Here is a 20,372-nt window from a genome sequence, read left to right on the forward strand (position 1 = left end):
TAAAGAAAGCTAGGTTTTTTACTTGTTGTCTTTGTTGTGGACCACCAATCTAAAACCTTCACCGTGAATGTTTAGAATCTCTACATTCTCGTCTTTTTTAAGGTATTTTCTAAGCTTGGCGATATAAACATCCATACTACGCGAAGTAAAATAGTTGTCATCTCTCCAGATTTTGGTCAACGCCAACTCACGTGGCATTAAATCGTTTTCGTGTAACGCCAACAATCTTAATAATTCGTTTTCTTTAGGCGATAATTTTGCAGGTTCTTCCTCTTTAAAAGTTAAGAAACGAAGTTTAGAATTTAGATGGAAGTCCCCAATCTGAAACTCAAACTGCTTGCTATCTGCTACGCTATCGGTTGATTTACGCTGCATAATCGCTTTTATTTTCATAAGGAGTACTTCGCTATCAAAAGGCTTATTCAAGTAATCGTCTGCTCCTACTTTGTATCCTTTTAGCACATCTTCTTTCATCGCTTTTGCGGTTAGGAAAATGATAGGCACTTCCTCATTTTTTTCTCTAATTTCTTTGGCCAATGTAAATCCGTCTTTGTAAGGCATCATCACATCGAGTATACAAAGATCGTAATCGTCTTTTTTAAACTTTTCAAAGCCTTCCATCCCATTTTTGGCATGGGTGACTTGGTAATTGTTCATTGCCAAATAATCTTTTAAGACAATTCCGAAGTTTGGATCGTCTTCTACTAATAAAATTTTCTTGCTCTCTGTTTCCATAATATTATGATATTGTTGGTAATTTGATGATAAAGGTACTACCTTTTCCTTTTTCACTTTGTACTGAAATTTCACCGTGATGATCGACCACCATTTGCTTGACATAGGCCAAGCCTAAACCGTGACCTTTTACGTCATGGACATCACCTGTATGTTCGCGGTAAAATTTTTCAAAAATCTTTTTTTGTGCCAATTTGCTCATTCCTTTTCCTTGGTCACGAATTTTCAAGATAATATAATTTTTAACATTTTCGGTGTAAATATCAATTTTTGGTTCTCCGTCTGTATACTTTACAGCATTATCCAACATATTGACAATCACATTCGAAAAATGAAAATCATTGGCTAAAATAGAAGATTTTAAAGCCGCAAAATGCGTTTGAATATAACCACCTCTGTCTTCTACTATAAGTTCTACGTGCGTGATGGCATCATTTACTAAATCGTGAAGCTTTACTCTTTCTTTTTTGATATCGAGTTCGTTGCGTTCTAATTTAGAAATTCTAAGCACGTTTTCGACCTGAGCGTGCATACGTTTGTTTTCTTCACGAATCATCCCCATATAACGTTGCATTTTTTCGGGATCGTTAGCAATCATTGGATTTCTTACCGAGTCTAAAGCCAAATTGATGGTTGCAATTGGCGTTTTAAATTCGTGCGTCATGTTATTAATAAAATCTGTTTTGATTTGCGAAATCTGCTTCTGTTTGATTAACTGGCTAAGTGCGCTGAAAAAAGCGAAAATGATGATTAAAGTAAAAACAATACTTAAAATGCCCATAAATGCAATTGAAGAAAGTACCATTTTTTTCTTTTCCGTAAAATGAATATACAGAATATAATCGGTGTTTTCTGATTTGAAAATGGGCAAACCGTAAGTCGATGCGTCTTCTAGTTTGAAGTTCTTAGATTTTATTTTGGTTGCTAAAGCACCATCAAAAATGGCATATTCTGCTTTCGATTTGATATCTCTTTTTTTTAACTCTTCACGTATCAAGTCTTTAATCACAACACTATCAACACGTTTGTATATTGGCAATAAAGAGGCATTTTGCTTGATTCCTTCCTGCAAAAGAATTTTCTCACTTTCTTTTAAGCGCGAAACTTTTTCAAACTTTTCTTGCTCAGAAATATCATTTGTTCCATCAATCTGCTTGTTTCTAATTAGTCTTGTAACTTGTCTATTGATGAGTTTTTTGAACTCTACACTATCCTTTTCGTTTTTTAAAAAATCTGAAGATAATTTGTAATCTTCTTGTAAAACACTGTTAGAATAGAAGAAAGTTTCGTTCGTGAGTTGGTCTTGCCTTATCTGAAAAAGTTCGCTAAGTGTAGCGCTGGTCGGCTTAGAAGAATCGGCTAAAATAGCGTATTGAATATAGTAGTTGTCTATTTCTTGTTTTTCGAGTTTTTCGGCAACATTAATAAGAACCTGTTTTGCCGAAAAGGAAAATTGTTCTTCATTGGTTTCTACCGCATGTTTAATCCAATACCCTTGAACAAAAATAATACCTATCAAAGATAGGCTCATGAGTAATATAAGAAAGATAAAAACCTTTTTTTTCATCACTCCAAAAGTATGATTTTAACATTTACCCTTTGTATTTTTAACCAAAAGTTAACAAATTAGCAAACCGATGCTATTTTTAAGAATAACTGATGTAATTCTTCTACATTTTTTTGAGTTTCGCTGAGATTTATATTGTCGATGATAAAATCAGAAAGTTTACGTTTTTCGGCATCAGACCATTGGTTTTTCATACGAGATTGTACTGCTGCCCTACTACTTTTATCCCTTTTGACCACCCGATCGATTCTAATTTCTTCCGGAGCACTTACTAAAAGATTGTAATCGAAATTTTTATACGCTCCAGTTTCAAAAAGTATTGCTGCTTCGTAAATTATGTAAGATGAGTTTTGTGTCTTTAACCAAGCTTCAAACCGCTCTCTTACGGCAGGATGTACAATCGCATTGAGTTTTTCTAAAAGTGCTTGATTGTCGAACACCAAACTGGCGATATATTTATTATCTAAAAAATCATTTTTATAGGCTTTTTCGCCAAAAAGCTTGAGGACTTTTTCACGAACTTCCTTTGCCGTATTCAACAAGTGTTTTGCTTCTTGATCCGCAATAAAAACAGGCACCCCTTTTGCTTCAAAAAGCTTTGCTACGGTCGTTTTACCACTTCCTATTCCACCGGTTAAGCCTACTTTTATCATTTTTTGATCACAAATTGAACTTTGTTTAAATTGAGTCGAACGCTACTTACTGCTTCTGGTTTTTTTACAATTTTGGGTATTAAAAACTGTTGGTTTTCAACAATATCCTTAAAATCACAAACCAATTTAAAATCATCTTTGGTGATTTTTGAAAAATTCTCGAGACTTACTGTATAAATGACACTCAGCTCTTTGGGGAAAATATTGATTTCTGAATTTTTAGGTGCATTAAGTATCTGAATAGGAATTTCAAGTCTGCCTTCAGTAAACTTTTCTATTTTAAGACTATAAGCAACTTCATTTTGGTAAAGCTCTATATTTTTTAAATTTTGTTTGTCGATTTCTACACTTCCTTTTTGGTTACTTTTTACCTGAAAAAGTTCGATGTTTTCTGTTGGTAAAAAAGTAAGTGTATCGAGCATTTTTTGTGGCCCGCTCACTTTGATGGAATCTGGGGTAAGCTCTATTTGCTTTTGCGAATTGAAGCCTGGTGCAAAAGTAATTTCTGTCACAGGAACAACTGCAATGGTTTTTACCGCTTTTTGTGTAAAAGGAATTTCGATTTCATCGGTCAGGAACTGAATATTTCTGTAATCTAAACCTATTTGCTCCAGTAAGCTATACTCATGTTCATCTACTTCTAAAATGAGACTGTTGTCGGTACTTTTTAGGTGTTCGATGTCTACCTGCACGTTGACAGTTTTGAGCGAAAGCCATAAGAGTTCAAAACCATTTCTATCGATTCTAAGTCTTATTTCATCAGACTTTTTAGGGATTAATTTATCTTTTGGCGGGTTGACAAAATTTACGGGAACAACAATTTCTCTCGTGTACGTTTTTGAAAACTGAATGATGATCCAAATAAAGAAAGCAAAAAACAAGAAAAAGAAAAATACCTTAAAGTTGGTCCGCTTAAAGGTGGTGTTTCGTATATGATGTAAGAAATCTTTCATTTCTTCTTAAAAAATAAATTTGGAAAAACAGTTTCTGGTTTCTTTTTTAAGACTCGAATATATAAGGTAGATTTTAAAAAGCCAATTCCGTAGCCAAAAAACTGTATAAAAAGTGCCCTTAAGCTATATATGGCAATTTTTAGGCTTTTGTATTTGAAAAGTGCTTCAAGAAAAACACCTCCAAGGTAAATTCCCAATAAGATTAATGGTAAGTAAATTTTAGCGAAAGCTAAAAATAAAGCTATCAAAGAGCCTAACAAAAATAAACTCGGAAACCAAAACACCAAACTCTTGCTCTCTGGATAATGGTAGTTGAGAATAGGCCTCACTTTTCCAAACTTATTGACTTGCTGGTAAAATTTTTGCCAATCGATACGACGTTTATGGTACACAAAAGCTTTTTGGATAAAACCTATTTTAAAACCTAATCGTTTGAGTTTGATCACCAATTCCGGGTCTTCACCAGGGTGAATATTGCCGAAACCGCCAGTTGCTTCAAAAGCTTTTTTACTTAAACCCATATTAAAACTACGGGGTTCATATGACTTTATGTTTTTGGATTTTCCTCGAATTCCTCCCGTTGTCAAAAAAGAAGTCATCACCATATTGATGGCTTTTTGTACCTCGGAAAAGTTTTGTTCAGCATCATCTGGACCTCCAAAACAATCTACTGGATGTTGAGCTAAATAGGCCTTTGCAGCAACTAAATAGGTTTCGGGTAAAATCACATCACTATCTAAGATGATAAAATAATTACCCGAAGCTTTTTGCATTCCAAAATTTCTAGAATCTCCAGGGCCAGAATTTTCTTTTTCGAAATAAGCAATGTTTAACTCAGAATTGTATTTTTCTATAATAGGTTTAGAAGATTGTGCAGAACCATCTTCGATAATTACAATTTCATACTTTTCGTTAGTATTTAACTGAGTAAACGATGTTAGTAATTCATCTATTTCTTGCGGTCTGTTATAAACAGGAATGATAAAAGAAAACCTCAAATTCATTTTGCTAAAATACGAGAAAGTTTGGCGTTGTCACGGAATTCAAAAAGAAAAAACCTCGAAGCAAGACTTCGAGGTTTTACAATTAAAAGGGAAAAATCAATTATTCTTTGATAATTCTAATGGTTTTTACTGCGTCATTGATATGCACCTGTACCATATAAGAACCTGTTTGTATCGCACTAAAGTCTAGTCTAGTCTCTAAATTGTTTGGCGAAAGACGCATCACTTTCTGACCTAATAAGTTATATACTGTTACTTGAGTCATTTCGTTTTGGGCTTTTAAGACCAACTCAGCATTTACCGGGTTTGGATAATATTCAAAACCTCTGAAGGTTTCAGCATCAGTTCTAACAGTAGAAACCTCTAAAAGAATCCAATTACTTACATTTCCGTTTCCACAATTTGTTTGTACATAGAAATCGTAATTGGTGAGGTTTGTTAAACCTGTGATATTTATCATAGTAATTCCTGTAGCAACACTACCACTATCAACTGGTGTGTCTGTTATAGGACTTTCACCATCGTTCATCAGTATCCAATTATACCCATCAGTTTCTGTAGCAGAAGCTGTCCAGCTAATATCCAATGTAGAACCAGTTGCATTATCTAAAGTTACCGCTGTTGGCTCGTCACAAGTAGCGGTCATGAAATCTAATACGGTAGACCAATCACTTATAGCTCCCGAAACACAATTGGTTTGCACATAAAAATCGTATGCGGTGTTTGCCATCAAGCCTGTTACTTGTGCAATCGTAACCCCTGTCGCTACACTACCAGAAGCTATGGGAGTATCGGCTAAAGGATCATCTCCGTCTGCCATCACTACCCAATTATAACCTCCGGTTTCGTCAGCTGAACCTGTCCAAGAAAAATCTGCAGTAGTATCGGTAACCGCGGTGGTCATAACACCTGTGGCTGCATCACATGGAATTACTAATTCTAAAACAAAATCTGCCGTGTTACCATAAGAGCCATTGTAACAAGGGTCTGGAGATCCTTGACCGCTATCTGCAGAGGCAATTCTCATTCTATATGATCCTGCCATAGTTGCTGAAAACGTAAAGCTAGCTGTAATAACTTCGTCAGGAGCTCCTGCTGTTGCCCCTGTAGCAACTATTTCTGTAGCATTATCAAAAATTAAATCATTGTTATAGTCTACCCAAATATGATAATCATAATCATAACCAAAACCAGTATTTAAATCTATCTGGATATCAATTACTTCAGACAAACCAATAGCTACTGGAGATGAAGTGTAATTCTCATACGTACTGTCAGCATTATCATTAAAGGTTGTTGTTTCAACATCTATATCTCCATACCCTGTACCATCATTACTCGATGGTTGGGAAGGGCAGTATCCTGTATAAAAATCTACTTTATCAGACCAGTCACTTAATCCGTCTGTTGTACCACAGTCAGATTGGACATAAAAATCGTATATTGAATCTGTCGTTAAGCCTGTTACTTGTACAGTTGTTGTTCCTGTTGGAGTACTACCAGAAAATAAAGGGGTATCTACATAAGGATCATCACCATCTGTCATTACTACCCAATTATAACCTGTAGTTGCGTTTGGTTCTGCATCCCAACTAAAATCTGCGGTGGTGTCAAAAAATGCAGTGTTCAAAACATTTGTAGGTTTGATACAAGAAGGATCTGTTATAAAATCTACTTTTGTGGACCAATCACTTATTCCATTGGTAGTACCGCAATCTGATTGTACATAAAAATCATAATTGGTTTGAGCAGCTAAACCTGTAGCTTGAGCTGTAGTTCCTGTAGCTACCGAACCAGATGTAACAGGTGTATCTACATCAGGATCGTCTCCATCAGCCATGACCACCCAATTATAACCTGACGTTGCGGTTGCCTCAGCATCCCAACTAAAATCTGCTGTTAATGGTGTTACAGCTGTATTTTGAATATTAATTGGTTTAATACATGAAGGTGCTTCTTTTATTTCAACATCATCAATAGCCATATCTCCATAGTAACGATCAGGATCTGTGCTTTCTTCCGCTCTAAATCTTAACTGTACATTATTTCCTACTTTATATGGAGTTAATACAAACGAATGCTCTTCCCAAGCAGAACCACTACCTGTATTAATAAACCCTACTTGAACCCAAGTTGTTCCATCATAAGCTTCTATATATAACTCATTTGGTGGAGTATAACCTGCAGTACAGAAATACATATAAAAAGATAATTGAGGAACTGTAAGTGCGCTTACATCTATGATTGGCATTTCTAGTACGACTCCAGTATCTGGAACAGAAAAATCTATCGCAGCAAAATCTGTTGTTCCTGTTCCTGTGGTATGATCTGTAGGAGCAGTAGAACATTGTAAAACATTCCAACTAATACCATTAAAATCCCAACCTGATCCAGAAATTTGTGATTGGGACCAACAATTGGGTAAAGTACCTGTAGAAAAAGTTTCCAAAAATGGTGCTGTAAACGTCGTACATGCAGTGGTAAAGTCTAATTTAAGAGACCAATCACTCGTCCCATTAGTGCCGCAATCCGACTGCACATAAAAATCATAATCTGTGGCAGAAGTTAAACCTGTGGCTTGAGCTGTAATACCTGTTGCGACAGAGCCTGAAGCAACTGGGGTATCTAACAAAGGATCGTCTCCATCAGCCATCACCACCCAATTATAACCTGACGTTGCGGTTGCCTCAGCATCCCAACTAAAATCTGCTGTTGTAGCGGTAACTGCAGTATTTTGCACATTTGCTGGTGTAATACAAGCAGGAGGCGGACCTACTTTTACATCATCAATACCAACACCATAAGCCCAATTAGTAGCATCATTAAATAAAAATGATATCATCACATTAGATTGACCTGCGTAAGCTGACAAGTCTAATGTTTGATTATCTCTCCAGCCAGCTTGAACACTAATGCTTTGCTCAACAGTCCAAGTAGTTCCTCCATCAGTACTCACTTCAACGGTTAATGTTTCACCAACCACTATATCAGAGAAAAGCACTGCGTAAGATAATTCTACTGCGGTAAGTGAAGATAAATCCAAAGCAGGCGTGATTAAACGATCTGCAGATTTATCACAATCACAAGAATCATCATTAGAATATGCAAAATTAGTATGACCTGGATAGGTAAAGTAAATTGAAGAGGCAGCAGCAGCATTACCAACAGACCATATTCCATCTGTAGACAATCCCGTTTCTGTCCATCCTGCCGGCAATCCATTTGCCCCTACAGCACCTTCAAAGTCTTCATCTAAAACAGTAGAGCCTCCTGATACAGGGTTTACTGTAATTGTCCCTTGCATAGAAGGATGTACCGCACAAAAATAAGGGTTAGAACCAGCAACTGTAAAAGTATAACTCCAAGTAGAGCCAGCTGGTAAAGTTGTGCTATCAAATGTCTCGGTACTACCCGCATCTGAAGTTACAGAATGCGGAACTGCATCTGTAAATATCCATTCTACTGTATCTCCAACATCTATCGTTAAACTCGCATTTGCATTAGAAATACCCGTTTGCCAATTGATGGTATGGGTTGTCTGTGCTATTCCTTGCCATGAAATTAAGATTAAAAATAGCAATAAATAAGTAATTTTTTTCATTGATTAAGATTTAAATTAGTTTTTGTGTTCTTAACTAATAAATTTACAATAATTTATGATTTACAGTAAACATTTAACACATAAACGACTAAACAATACTTTCTGTAGATTAAAGGCAATTTTATCGGTTAAACAAAAAACCTCGAAGCAAGACTTCGAGGTTTTTGTTTAAATAAAATAACTAATTATTCCTTGATAATTCTGATGGTTTTTACCGCATCATTTACCTGTACTTGTACCATATAAGCACCAGCTTGTAATGCGCTAAAGTCTAATATAGCTTCCATTCTATTTGGTGAAGTCTTCATGACTTGTTGACCCAATAAGTTGTAAACTACGATTTGACTTATGGTATGGTTAGCTTTCATCACTAAATCTGATCGAACAGGGTTAGGATAATATTCAAATCCTCTAAAGTTTTCTGCATCAGCTCTTACCGTTGACACATCCAACATCACCCAGTTACTCATACTTCCACCACCACAATTTGCTTGTAAGTAGAAGTCGTAATCAGTAAAATTAGTTAAACCTGAAATAGTAACCATTGTAGTACCTGTGGCTACACTACCAGTATCAACCGGAGTATCTGTAGCAGGATCATCACCGTCGGCCATCAATATCCATTCATAGCCATCGGTTTCTGTAGTTGAAGCTGTCCAGCTAATCGCTAATGAAGTTCCTGTAGCCGTATCTACATTTAAGGCGGTAGGATCATCACAAGGAGGCATAGCCGTCATAAAATCTAATACCGCAGACCAATCACTCATATTTCCAGTATCACAATTAGTTTGCACATAAAAGTCATAATTAGTGCTAGCTACTAAGCCCGTTGCTTGAGCGGTAGTCACACCTGTAGCTGTAACACCTGAGGATACTGGAGTATCCATGTTCGGATCATCACCATCTGCCATTACTATCCAATTGTAACCATTTTGCTCATGAGGTGAGGCTGTCCAACCAAAGTCTGCTGTAGTATCAGTAACAGTAGTTGTCATCAAACCAATTGGAGCATCACAAGGTGGTGCCAATGTAGTAATGTCAACAACCATCGACCATGGACTAACATCTGTAGCACAATTGGTTTGTACATAGAAATCATAAGCTGTATTCGGAGTTAAACCGGAAATAATCACAGAAGTTACACCTGTTGCTGTCGTTCCTGTAAATAGAGCCGTAGCAACATCCGGAGCTACTCCATCAGCCATCAACACCCAAGTATAACCGCCTGTTTCCACACCATTGGTTGGCCAAGAGAACTTAGCTGTCGTTGCGGTAACTGAGTTAGCTGCAACACTAGATGGTGCTGTACACGGGTAACTATCCGTCATAAAGTCAAGCTTAGGACTCATCACACTATTAAATTGGCCACAATTAGTCTGAATGTAAAAATCATAATTAGTAGATGCCGTCAAACCAGTTGCTTGAACATTGGTTACCCCTGTTGCTACTGTTCCATTATCTACTGGCATATCAACTAAAGGATTCTCGCCATCTACCATCACATACCAAATGTAGCCATTTGTTTCGTCTGCAGAAGCTGTCCAAGAAAAGTCTGCTGTAGAAACAGTAACCGCTGTATTTTGAACATTAGTTGGTAAAGCACAAGGAGGTAAGGCCGTCGTAAATGCAGTCGCTGTAGACCAAGATCCATTTAAAGCACAAACTGTTCTTACATAAAAGTCATAAGCTACACCTGGCGACAATGTAGAAATACTTACCGTAGTCACCCCAGCTCCAACAGTACCTGATGTTACAGAAGGATCGCTATTTGGATCATCCCCACTCAACATCACTACATACTCATAACCTCCTGTTTCATCTGCCGATGCTGACCAGTTAAAGTCCGCTCCATTTGTTGTAATATTAGAGACTGTAACACCAGTTGGTGCTGCACAAGAAAACTCGTACACAGACACATCATCAATTACAATATCGTTATAGAAAGTACTTCCACCATTTGCTTGACCTGTCACAGTAAATCTAACTTGCACATTTCCAGTAATAGTATAAGTGCTTAAATCAAAATTAAATTCAACCCAGTTTGGACCAAGTAGTGTAGTTTGATTCAGAACTGTATTCCAATTGGCACCATCATAGAATTCTACATCTAGAATGTTAATTGCTGCATCATCTGTATTATCACTAAATACATTAAACGTTAATGCTGGTGATGATAAAGCAGAAATATCTAACAATTGAGTTGTCAATACTCCAGTTTCACCGTCAGAATTATCACTACCGTCCATTACGGCATAAACTGTTCCTCCTCCTGGGGTATGATCAGCTAAACCTGAAGCCGCATAAGCTGGCGTTGAAGTACTGTACTCCCAAGAAGTGTCTCCTGTTTCAGACCAACATGTAGGTGTAGACGAAGCAGCAAAGTCTTCTTCAAACGGTGTTGTTGGAGTTACTACATAAGCTGCACACAGTGTTGTCGAACTAGCTGGGCCTTGCCAAGTACTTAAACCATCTATCGCACCACAATCTGCTTGAACATAAACATCATAGTCAGTTTGTCCCATAAGACCCGTAGCTTGTGCCATTGTTGTTCCTGAAGGAACTGAACCACTAGTAATAGGAGTATCAACAGTTGGGTCATCACCATCAGCCATTACCACCCAATTATAGCCTGAAGTAGCATTAGGCTCTGCATCCCAACTAAAATCAATTGTTGTATCAGAAACAAAATCAACTACTAAATTTGTAGGAGCAACACAAGAAGGAATTGTAGCAAAATCAACTACAAAAGACCAAATACTTAATCCATCAGTAGCGCCACAATCTGATTGTACATAAAAATCATAATCAGTCTCTGCCATTAAACCTGTTGCTTGAACTGTAGTTGTTCCTGAAGGAACTGAACCACTTGTAACTGGTGTATCTACTGTAGGGTCATCACCATCTGCCATTACCACCCAATTGTAGCCAACAGTAGCGTTAGGCTCTGTATCCCAACTAAAATCTGCTGTAGTATCTGTAACGGCAGTATTTTGAACATTTGATGGATTAATACAAGTTGGTGCTTCCATAATAGAAACATCATCTATAGCCATATCTCCAAAATATGTTGTACTACTGTTTCCATCACTTTCTGCTCTAAACCTTATTTGCACGTTATTTCCTACAACATATGTTGTTAGATCAAATGTATGCTCATCCCAAACAGTACCATTACCAGTATTTATCAAGCCTACTTGCACCCAATTAGTACCGTCATATGCCTCGACAAATAATTCATTAAGTGCTGTCTGTGAACAGTAGAACAAATAGAATTTTAATTGAGGTACCGTTAATGTATTTACATCTATAATTGGCATTTCTAGAATTACACCCGTATCTATTGGTGTAGAGTAGTCTAATGCTGCATATTGATCATTATCTGCACCTGTTGTATGATCAACTGGACTTGTTCCACAATCTAAAGTATTAAAAGATATTCCATCAAAATCCCAACCAGATCCAGTAATTTGAGATTGAGACCAGCACGTTGGTAGTGTATTTGAGCTAAAATCTTCAGAATATGGAGCTGGTATAGCTGTACAAGCCGTTGTAAATGTATATGGTCCTGTCCAAGCACTTGAATCAGTTGGAGAACATATAGTTCTTACATAAACATCATAGTCTGTTAAACCGGATAAACCTGTTAAAGGTTCACCCAAAGTACCATCATTATCAGCAACAGTAGCTATTGCAGCTGCTGAACCTTGCGTATAACCAATTGGGCCATATTCTATTTCCCATTCTGTAGCAGCTGGTGTATTATTTTCCGTCCAAGTGATATCAGCAGAAGAACCGGTAATATTATTAGCCATAATACCTGAAGGCTGTGCACAATTAGCTGGAGTAAATTCAAATGCTCCTATATCTGGCGTTGTTGCACTTCTAGGGTTACCATTAATATCTGTGGTTACAGAAGCTATTGGTGTACCAATATTATCTACAGCAGGATTATTAGGATTTAATTGACCTGTAGCTGGTGCAGCAAATATAGGATCTACATCCACTGAGTTAGCATCTCCACTACTAGCTGTTTGCCAATCTGTAAGTGTAGCCTGTGCTGCAGTTCCATAATAACCTATAGCACTAGTGGTAGCTCCAGGTGTATTTATATGTAAAACATTATAATCGCTTATAATAGTTGAGCCTGTCGTGTTAAATCGTACACATGCTTTTGTTCCTGATCCTGCTCGAGTTACAGAAATCATATTATTTTTAAACTCAATATCACTAGCTGTTGTTGACTGGTAAAAGCCGTAGGTCGTTCCCGAGCTAGCACTTTGTTCATCAAGATTTATAGTATTGTGATAATAATAATAACCATCACTACCTGAGTTGTATATTCCATAATTTGTACCGCTAGCTCCATTAATATTATAGATAATATTATTAGTAATTGTATTGTGATTTCCTAAAGTTGCATCGGCTGAAGTGTTATAGATACAATATGCTAAACTTGTCGCAGTTGGTTCTCCTGTAAATGCATCATGTATTTTGTTAGCATTAACGAGGTTATTTTCACAATTTCCTGTAGTATAAAGCCCATAAAAACTGCCTACATTAGCCCTATTTGCTCGATGTATATCATTTTCATCTATGGTAGAACCAGAAACATCATTCAAATATATTCCATAGGTATAAAAATCACCTATTTCATTATTAGAAATGATATTTGACATAGAACTCGCTGTTGCAGAACCACTAATAGAAATACCATAATAACCTCCAATAATAGTGTTTCCTGTTATGGTTACATTTCCACTATCACCATCTGAAGTAGCACTTGTTAAACTACCCGAAAGCACAATACCTGCATTATCGCTCCCCGTATCATTAATTGCTGAAGTTAAATCAATCGTATTATTGGTAATACTATTGAAGTTTGCTCCATTAGTTATCTGAATAACAAAGTTATTATCAACATCTTGAGTTACGAAATTAATATTATTTAATGTAACGTAATCAGCACCGTCTAATAAAAACAGGCTACGATTAGATGCATCCGTAGTTGAGGTTAAAGTTTCACCATTACCATTGAAAGTAATTGTATTGGTTGCACTAGCTCCTGTAACTTCATTTAAAGTTAATTGCTCATTATAGGGTCCTGAGCCAGTCATTATATCAAAGGTTACTGCTGCTGAAATACCACAGGCATTTAAGTCTGCAATTGCCGCAGTAATAGTAGTATAATCCCCTGTAGCACCGATAGTATAATTACCAGCAAGTTGCGAAGGACATCCAGTAGTAAATGATAGTGGACCTTCCCATGCACTTTGATCAGTTCCTCCACAATCGGAACGAACATAGAAATCGTAAGTTGTAACTTGTGTTAAGGAACCTGCAGTCGTGTTATTGGTTGCAGCTGTACCAGTACTAACAGCCGTAGAAGTATCTGGCGCAGGGCTTCCTGAAGCCATTACTAACCATTCGTAACCACTTGTAGGAGCTATTGCAGGAGCATCCCAAGTAAAATCTGCTGTGTTTGCTGTAACTGAGGTATTAACAATATTTGTTGGCTTTAAACAGCTAGGGCCTTCCTCTACCATTATATCATCAATCGCTATATCACCATAAAAAGTATTTCCTGTTGGTCCTTCTTGTGCTCTAAATCTTAATTGAACTGTGTTTCCAACAACATGGTTCAATAAGATAAATGTGTAATTTTCCCAACTAGCGCTTCCTGTGTCAACGACACCAACTTGATTCCAAGCGGCGCCGTCATATGCCTCCACGTGAAGTTCATTCGGTGGAGCATATCCTTGGGTACACATAAACATATAGAAATTTAATCTTGGTGCTGTAAGCGCACTCACATCGATCAATGGTAATTCTAAAGCAATTGTTTCTGTAGCAGATATATCTGTCATATCTACAGCTGCATAACTTCCGCCTCCACCAGCAGTATGATCAGACGGTGTAGCAGAACAACCGGTAGTATTCCAACCAATATTACCTGAAAACTCCCAATCTGAAGTCTGAGACCAACAAGCCGGCATGGAAGTTGTATTAAAATTCTCTACAAATGGAGCACTTGAAGTAGCCACATAGGTAGCACAAGGTGTTGAAAAATCCACTTTTAAAGACCATCCACTTTGCCCACTTGCACCACAATCCGATTGCACATAAAAATCATAATCAGTTTGCGCAGTTAAACCTGTTGCCTGAGCAACATAAGTGGTCGGGTTAGTAGAACCTCCCGTTACAGGTGTATCTGTAGCAGGATCGTCACCATCAGCCATCACCACCCAATTATAACCATCGGTAGCTGTGGTTTCAGCATCCCAAGAAAAATCTGCGGTTGTTGCAGCAACTGATGTGTTCTGAACGTTTACTGGGGTAATACAAGATGGAGCGGCATATGTAAATAAGTAAGTAGTTCCATCTCCAGGGTAATTGCTTGAAGAAATATTGTTAGTTGCAGTAGTAGTACTTGCTGTTCCAGGCGCACCTGGAGTAACACTTATAAAATTACTCCCCGAATTACCTTTATTAAACCCTATAGAAGCCGTTCTAGATTCGGTAGATGTATTAGGCCCATAATTAAATTGAATATTATTTGATCCTTCATACAAAACTAATTGAAAACTTACATTGTTTCCAGAATTTCTCCATGATAAATTTGTCCATTGTATAGTAAAAGTTTGATTAGGAGAAGTACCTGATGTTTCATACCTAATTTCTGCATTATCAGGACTACCTCTATGGTATAAATCATCCCAGAGCGGAGCAATAACATCTATTTGATCTGCAGCTGTTGCACTCAAGTTATTATCGTAATCAACAGCATCATCTGTAAAGCTAATTGCACCATTTACCCCTATTGTTAGGGTTGAATAGCCCGTACCAGCATAATCTATCGTAAAACCAATGGGTACATTTAATTCTTCACCATCGTCACTACTCCCTGTAATCGTAGTAGTAACTGTTCCCCCTGTGATAGGTGTATAAGTTCCACTATATTCTGAAAAAGTATAATACGATGAAATTTGCGCTGTTCCTTGCCAATAACATAAGACTAGAAAAGCTAATAAAAAAGTAATTTTTCTCATATTCTATTGTTTAAATTTAGTTTGTTTAATAAAATGCTAATAAAAATATAATTTTTTTATGAACTACTCGCCAAATTCACAGTAAAAACGATTAAAAACAAAAAGCGTCGATAAAGACGCTTTTAATTGTTTGAATGTTAAATTTATGTTATTTTTCTATAAAAGCTTCCATTACTTCTTGGCTTACCCCAACATTAGAAAAACCTCCATCGTGAAATAAATTCTGTAAAGTCACTTTCTTGGTTAAATCCGAGAAAAGTGTTAAGGTGTAGTCTGCACATTCGTCTGCGGTGGCATTACCCAGCGGAGACATCTTTTCGGCATAACTGATAAACGCATCAAAGCCTTTAACACCTTGCCCTGCTGTGGTTGGTGTTGGTGACTGCGAAATGGTATTTACACGTACTTTCTTATCTTTTCCAAAGAAATAACCAAAACTCCTCGCAATAGACTCCAAATAAGCTTTGTTATCTGCCATATCATTGTAATCTGGAAAAACACGCTGTGCCGCGATATAGGTTAACGCCACAATACTTCCCCATTCATTCATCGCATCTTTTTTGTAAAGTGTCTGCATGGTTTTATGAAAAGATACCGCAGAAACATCCCAACCTTTGGTGGTAAAATCATAATTCATATCGGTATAATGGTTCCCTTTTCTCACATTCACCGACATCCCGATAGAATGCAATACAAAATCTAATTTTCCGCCCAGTATCTCCATACTTTTAGCGACCAAGTTTTCTAAATCTTCTACACTGGTTGCATCAGCAGGAATAATTTCTGAACCCGTTTTCTCAGCCAACTCTTTTATTTTTCCCATTCGCATGGCAATTGGCGCATTGGTCAATACAAATTTACCCCCTTGCTCAAATACTTTTTCGGCTGTTTTCCAAGCGATAGAATTTTCGTCTAATGCTCCGAAAATGATTCCTCTTTTTCCTTTTAATAAGTTATATGACATGATTTTCGTTTTTTCATTATTGAAGTTGTAAAGATATAAATATTCGTTTATTTGGCGAGCAATACTTTCGCATGTTCCACGGCAGAACTGGTTTTTTGTTTACCCCCCAACATTTCGGCAATCTCTTCTACTCTATTTTCTGTAGAGAGTTCTATAATCTTGGTATTGGTTTTACCTGCTTCTACCTCTTTATAGACCTTGTAATGCTGTTGTCCTTTAGAGGCTATTTGTGGTGAATGGGTAATCGCCAATACTTGCATTTTTTCACTCATTTGCTCTAAGATATCACCCATTTGCTGGGAAATTTCACCCGAAACACCACTATCGATCTCATCAAAAATAATCGTAGGCAAATTGATGTAATTCGCCAAAATACTTTTCACGGCAAGCGTGATACGCGATAATTCACCACCGGATGCTGCTTTTTTTACTTCTTTTAACTGATGCCCTTTATTGGCAGAGAACAACCAATTGATTTCACTTTTTCCAAAAGAATTGAAATTTGAAGTTGCCGACAGGTTAAAATCAAATTGGGTTTCTGGCATTCCTAACTGCTGTAGAATAGCAACCAATTTTCGTTGAAAGTCAGAGAATACTTTCTGTCTATTGCCATGCAATTCTTTGGCTTGCTGATGAAGTTTTGCTTCCGCGGAAGCCAACTCTTTTTCGAGAGCCAATAAATCTTCCGTAGCATTTTCCTTTACGCGAACTTTCGCTTCCAATTCCTTTTGGATTTCTAGCAACTCTGTAACATTTTGTACCTCATGTTTACGGAAAAGATTATACAACAAATTAAGTTGTTGGTTCACCTCTTCCAACTTCTCTGGGTCGTCTTCTATATTTTCCTCTTGCGCTTCTATTTCCGCCGAAAGGTCTTGCAGCTCGATCAAAACCGATGCTAATCGCTGGTGGATTTCTTGGTATTGGTAGCCAAAACCAGCAACCGAATTCAAATTCCTTTTGATTTGCGAAAGTTGCGTCAACAAACCTATTTCTTCTTGTTGCAATAACTGTATCGATTCGCCTAAGTTTGCTTTTAGACTTTCTACATTACTCAAGGCTTGTTGTTGTGCTTCCAAAGTTTCCTGAAAATCTTCTGTAAGCCTTAAACTCTTGATTTCATTTAGCAGAAAAAGGTTATAATCGTAACTTTTTTCTGCTTCTGCTTGCTGGCCTTTGACTTCCTCTAGCTTTCGTTGGATTTTTTTGTAAGCTTTCCATCCTTGACGGAAATCAATCAAAAGCGCTTGATGATCCGCGACAGCGTCAACGACCTCCATTTGGTAACTCGTATCACCAATAAATAAAGTCTCATGTTGACTATGAATATCAACCAATAAATCCCCCAAAGTAGAAAGCTGCTGTAAATTTACTGGTGAGTCGTTGATAAAGGCTCGTGACTTCCCTGAAGGTAAAATCTCACGACGTACAATGGTTTCGGTTTCGTAATCGAGGTCGTTTTCCTCAAAAACCGATTGCAAATCATAGGCACCAATACTAAAAACCCCTTCGATCACACATTTGTTCGCTTCGTTACGCATCGAGCTTAGGTCTGCTCTTTTTCCCTTCAGCAAAGCTAAAGCTCCGAGAATAATAGATTTTCCCGCTCCTGTTTCTCCGGTAAGAATAGTAAAGTTTTCTTGAAAATGCAGTTTGACATCTTCAATAAGTGCGTAATTTTTTATCGATAAACTGGTAAGCAAATCCTGTAATTTTTAAGGCTAAAGATACAAGACTTCCGAATGATTTTCGAATATAAAATCAATATTTTATGTTGTTCCAGTTTTTATTGTAAACAGGAGCCATCGTTTTAAGTGTTTGGACTACTTCTACGATAGAAATTTGGGGACCTCCAGAAAAGATCTGTTCGATTTCCAGCGCCTTGGTGTCAAAAAAAGTGCGTACGGGCGCATTGTTAGGACGTGAAGTGTTCACTTCCTTGATCATCATAATCACATTGGCGATATTCTTTTTGGCTTGTTCGGCATCGGTATGCATCAAATCCAAACCCAAACGGTGGTAATTGTAAATGGCTTCTCTAAAAGTTCCGAAATTACTCGAAATCAAATCGGCATTGAGACGAAATTTCGACTGGTTTCCGTCATTAACGGTCCAACCACCACTCGCATTTTGTTGTGTCATATCAACAATTTGCTTAGCCTCTTGGTGGTAATCTTCTCCTCCGTTTAATTCAAACGTATCGGCGTCATAACCCAACATGGTATAGGCATAAAAACTCAAATTAGAAATCAACGCAGAGGTAAACGTATTTCTGCTGTAGCGCAAAGGTTCGTATTCCGTATAACGGAAATTGAACTGGTTGTCTTTAAAGGTAAAAACAGGTGTCGAAAAAGTACTCCCGAAAACAGGTCTTGTCGACTGGATTTGTATCGTTGCGCTAAAGTCGTTAGAATCGAACTTGGTTACCGTGATAAACATATTGCAATTGATACGGTCTTCAGGTTTAATCTTCATTCTCGTCCAAGAAGTATTGTTCATAAAATCCTGGATTTCGGTCTGCAAAGTTTTAAAAATAGTAAGTTGTGTTTGCCCAGTTTGAGCAGCATCAACAGTCACGGTTGTATTAAATTCCTGCGCGGTATTGATTTGAAAAATCAGTAGAAAAAATCCTAATAAAAAATATCTCATGCTAATCGGTGTAAAATTTCTTTAAAAATATCAATCGCTACTTCTTCTTTTAACTTCGCTTCGTAAGTTTTTATTTCATCTTCACTGATAATTTTAACTTTATTGGTGTCTTTTTGAAAGCCTGCTTCTTTGTCCTGCATCGAATTTAAAACGATAAAATCCAAATTCTTTTTAGCCAGCTTTTTCTTTGCGTTTTCTTCTTCATTTTCAGTTTCCAATGCAAAGCCAACCAAAAGCTGATGGGTTTTCTTTTCGCCTAAAGATAACAATATATCTTTTGTTTTTTCCAATTCCAACGAAAGTGTGGCATCATTTTTTTTGATTTTTTGTGCGCTCACTTTTTTGGGTCGGTAATCGGCAACGGCTGCGGCTGCGATAACAACTTCTGCTTTTGCGAAATATTTATGGGCAACCTCGTACATTTCCTGAGCACTCGTTACCGAAACCACTTCGACCAAATCATGTTGTATTTTTAACGATGTTGGCCCACTTACCAAAATCACTGCTGCACCTAAATTGGCTGCTTCTTGCGCCAGAGCGTACCCCATTTTTCCGCTGGAGTGGTTTCCGATAAAACGCACAGGATCGAGCGCTTCGTAAGTTGGCCCAGCCGTAATCAAGACTTTTTTTCCGTTTAACGGAAGTTGAGCTGCGATATCCTTTTTTATAAAATCGATAATGAATTCGGGTTCTGCCATTCGGCCTTCGCCCGATAGACCACTCGCGAGCTCACCTTTTTCTACAGGGATGTATTTATTCCCGTAACTTTCCAACTGCTCGATAGAGGTCTTGGTCGACGGATGTTTGAACATATCCAAATCCATCGCGGGAGCAAAATACACAGGACATTTTGCCGATAAATATGTGGCTAGTAAAAAGTTGTCGCTTTGCCCGCTGGACATTTTAGAAAGCGTGTTGGCTGTTGCTGGTGCGATAAGCATCAAGTCTGCCCATAAACCCAAATCGACGTGGTTGTTCCAGAGGGTTTTGTCTTCTTCGGTAAACGAAGTGAGCACTTCGTTTTTAGAAAGTGTAGCAAGCGAAAGTGGCGTCACAAAATCTTTTGCTTTAGGACTCATCACCACTTTTACTTCTGCCCCTTCTTTGATAAGTAACCGAACTAAAAAAGTAGTCTTGTAGGCTGCAATACCTGCTGTAATGCCCAAAACTACTTTTTTGCCCGATAATAAACTCATAAGA

Annotated in this window: 11 protein-coding genes; all 11 read right to left on the minus strand. The window is 37.4% G+C overall.

Annotated elements, in window-relative coordinates:
- Positions 1-18: 18 nt before the first annotated feature.
- The gene (locus DNG35_RS00685) at positions 19-735 is read right to left on the minus strand and encodes a response regulator transcription factor (protein WP_111125820.1); all 717 of its coding nucleotides are present in this window, start codon (positions 733-735) and stop codon (positions 19-21) included.
- Between the two features lie 4 nt (positions 736-739).
- A complete protein-coding gene (locus tag DNG35_RS00690; RefSeq protein ID WP_111125821.1) occupies positions 740-2,302 on the minus strand; it encodes a sensor histidine kinase KdpD in 1,563 nt (520 codons plus the stop codon).
- A 59-nt stretch (positions 2,303-2,361) separates the two neighbouring features.
- Complete coding sequence (gene coaE, locus DNG35_RS00695; RefSeq protein WP_111125822.1) at positions 2,362-2,955, minus strand: dephospho-CoA kinase; 594 nt, start codon at positions 2,953-2,955, stop codon at positions 2,362-2,364.
- Positions 2,952-3,908 carry a hypothetical protein gene (locus DNG35_RS00700; RefSeq protein ID WP_111125823.1) on the minus strand — a complete coding sequence of 319 codons (957 nt, stop codon included), beginning with the start codon at positions 3,906-3,908 and terminating at the stop codon, positions 2,952-2,954. The genes coaE and DNG35_RS00700 overlap by 4 nt, the downstream gene beginning before the upstream one ends.
- On the minus strand, positions 3,905-4,912 hold the full coding sequence (locus DNG35_RS00705) for a glycosyltransferase family 2 protein (protein ID WP_111125824.1): 1,008 nt from the start codon (positions 4,910-4,912) through the stop codon (positions 3,905-3,907). The genes DNG35_RS00700 and DNG35_RS00705 overlap by 4 nt, the downstream gene beginning before the upstream one ends.
- Positions 4,913-5,012: 100 nt before the next feature.
- On the minus strand, positions 5,013-8,513 hold the full coding sequence (locus DNG35_RS00710) for a T9SS type A sorting domain-containing protein (protein ID WP_111125825.1): 3,501 nt from the start codon (positions 8,511-8,513) through the stop codon (positions 5,013-5,015).
- Positions 8,514-8,698: 185 nt separating this feature from the next.
- Positions 8,699-15,559, minus strand: coding sequence for a fibronectin type III domain-containing protein (locus DNG35_RS00715; protein WP_111125826.1), 6,861 nt, complete (start codon positions 15,557-15,559; stop codon positions 8,699-8,701).
- Positions 15,560-15,707: 148 nt separating this feature from the next.
- Positions 15,708-16,523, minus strand: a complete 816-nt coding sequence (locus DNG35_RS00720; RefSeq protein WP_111125827.1) for an enoyl-ACP reductase — start codon at positions 16,521-16,523, stop codon at positions 15,708-15,710.
- A 47-nt stretch (positions 16,524-16,570) separates the two neighbouring features.
- Positions 16,571-18,226: a DNA repair protein RecN gene (recN, locus tag DNG35_RS00725; RefSeq protein WP_111125828.1), complete on the minus strand. Its 1,656-nt coding sequence runs from the start codon at positions 18,224-18,226 to the stop codon at positions 16,571-16,573.
- Positions 18,227-18,284: 58 nt separating this feature from the next.
- A complete protein-coding gene (locus DNG35_RS00730; RefSeq protein ID WP_111125829.1) occupies positions 18,285-19,172 on the minus strand; it encodes a DUF4835 family protein in 888 nt (295 codons plus the stop codon).
- A complete protein-coding gene (coaBC, locus tag DNG35_RS00735) occupies positions 19,169-20,368 on the minus strand; it encodes a bifunctional phosphopantothenoylcysteine decarboxylase/phosphopantothenate--cysteine ligase CoaBC (protein WP_111125830.1) in 1,200 nt (399 codons plus the stop codon). Before coaBC ends, DNG35_RS00730 begins: the two co-directional genes overlap by 4 nt.
- Positions 20,369-20,372: the final 4 nt, after the last annotated feature.

Origin of the sequence: Mesonia sp. K7 (assembly GCF_003233725.1) — a bacterium.
Lineage (GTDB): Bacteria > Bacteroidota > Bacteroidia > Flavobacteriales > Flavobacteriaceae > Mesonia.

Excerpts from the sequence above, each read along its gene's own strand:
- DNG35_RS00685 (WP_111125820.1), bottom strand. The coding sequence starts at position 735 with ATGGAAACAGAGAGCAAGAAAATTTTATTAGTAGAAGACGATCCAAAC.
- DNG35_RS00690 (WP_111125821.1), bottom strand. The coding sequence starts at position 2,302 with ATGAAAAAAAAGGTTTTTATCTTTCTTATATTACTCATGAGCCTATCT.
- coaE (WP_111125822.1), bottom strand. The coding sequence starts at position 2,955 with ATGATAAAAGTAGGCTTAACCGGTGGAATAGGAAGTGGTAAAACGACC.
- DNG35_RS00700 (WP_111125823.1), bottom strand. The coding sequence starts at position 3,908 with ATGAAAGATTTCTTACATCATATACGAAACACCACCTTTAAGCGGACC.
- DNG35_RS00705 (WP_111125824.1), bottom strand. The coding sequence starts at position 4,912 with ATGAATTTGAGGTTTTCTTTTATCATTCCTGTTTATAACAGACCGCAA.
- DNG35_RS00710 (WP_111125825.1), bottom strand. The coding sequence starts at position 8,513 with ATGAAAAAAATTACTTATTTATTGCTATTTTTAATCTTAATTTCATGG.
- DNG35_RS00715 (WP_111125826.1), bottom strand. The coding sequence starts at position 15,559 with ATGAGAAAAATTACTTTTTTATTAGCTTTTCTAGTCTTATGTTATTGG.
- DNG35_RS00720 (WP_111125827.1), bottom strand. The coding sequence starts at position 16,523 with ATGTCATATAACTTATTAAAAGGAAAAAGAGGAATCATTTTCGGAGCA.
- DNG35_RS00730 (WP_111125829.1), bottom strand. The coding sequence starts at position 19,172 with ATGAGATATTTTTTATTAGGATTTTTTCTACTGATTTTTCAAATCAAT.
- coaBC (WP_111125830.1), bottom strand. The coding sequence starts at position 20,368 with ATGAGTTTATTATCGGGCAAAAAAGTAGTTTTGGGCATTACAGCAGGT.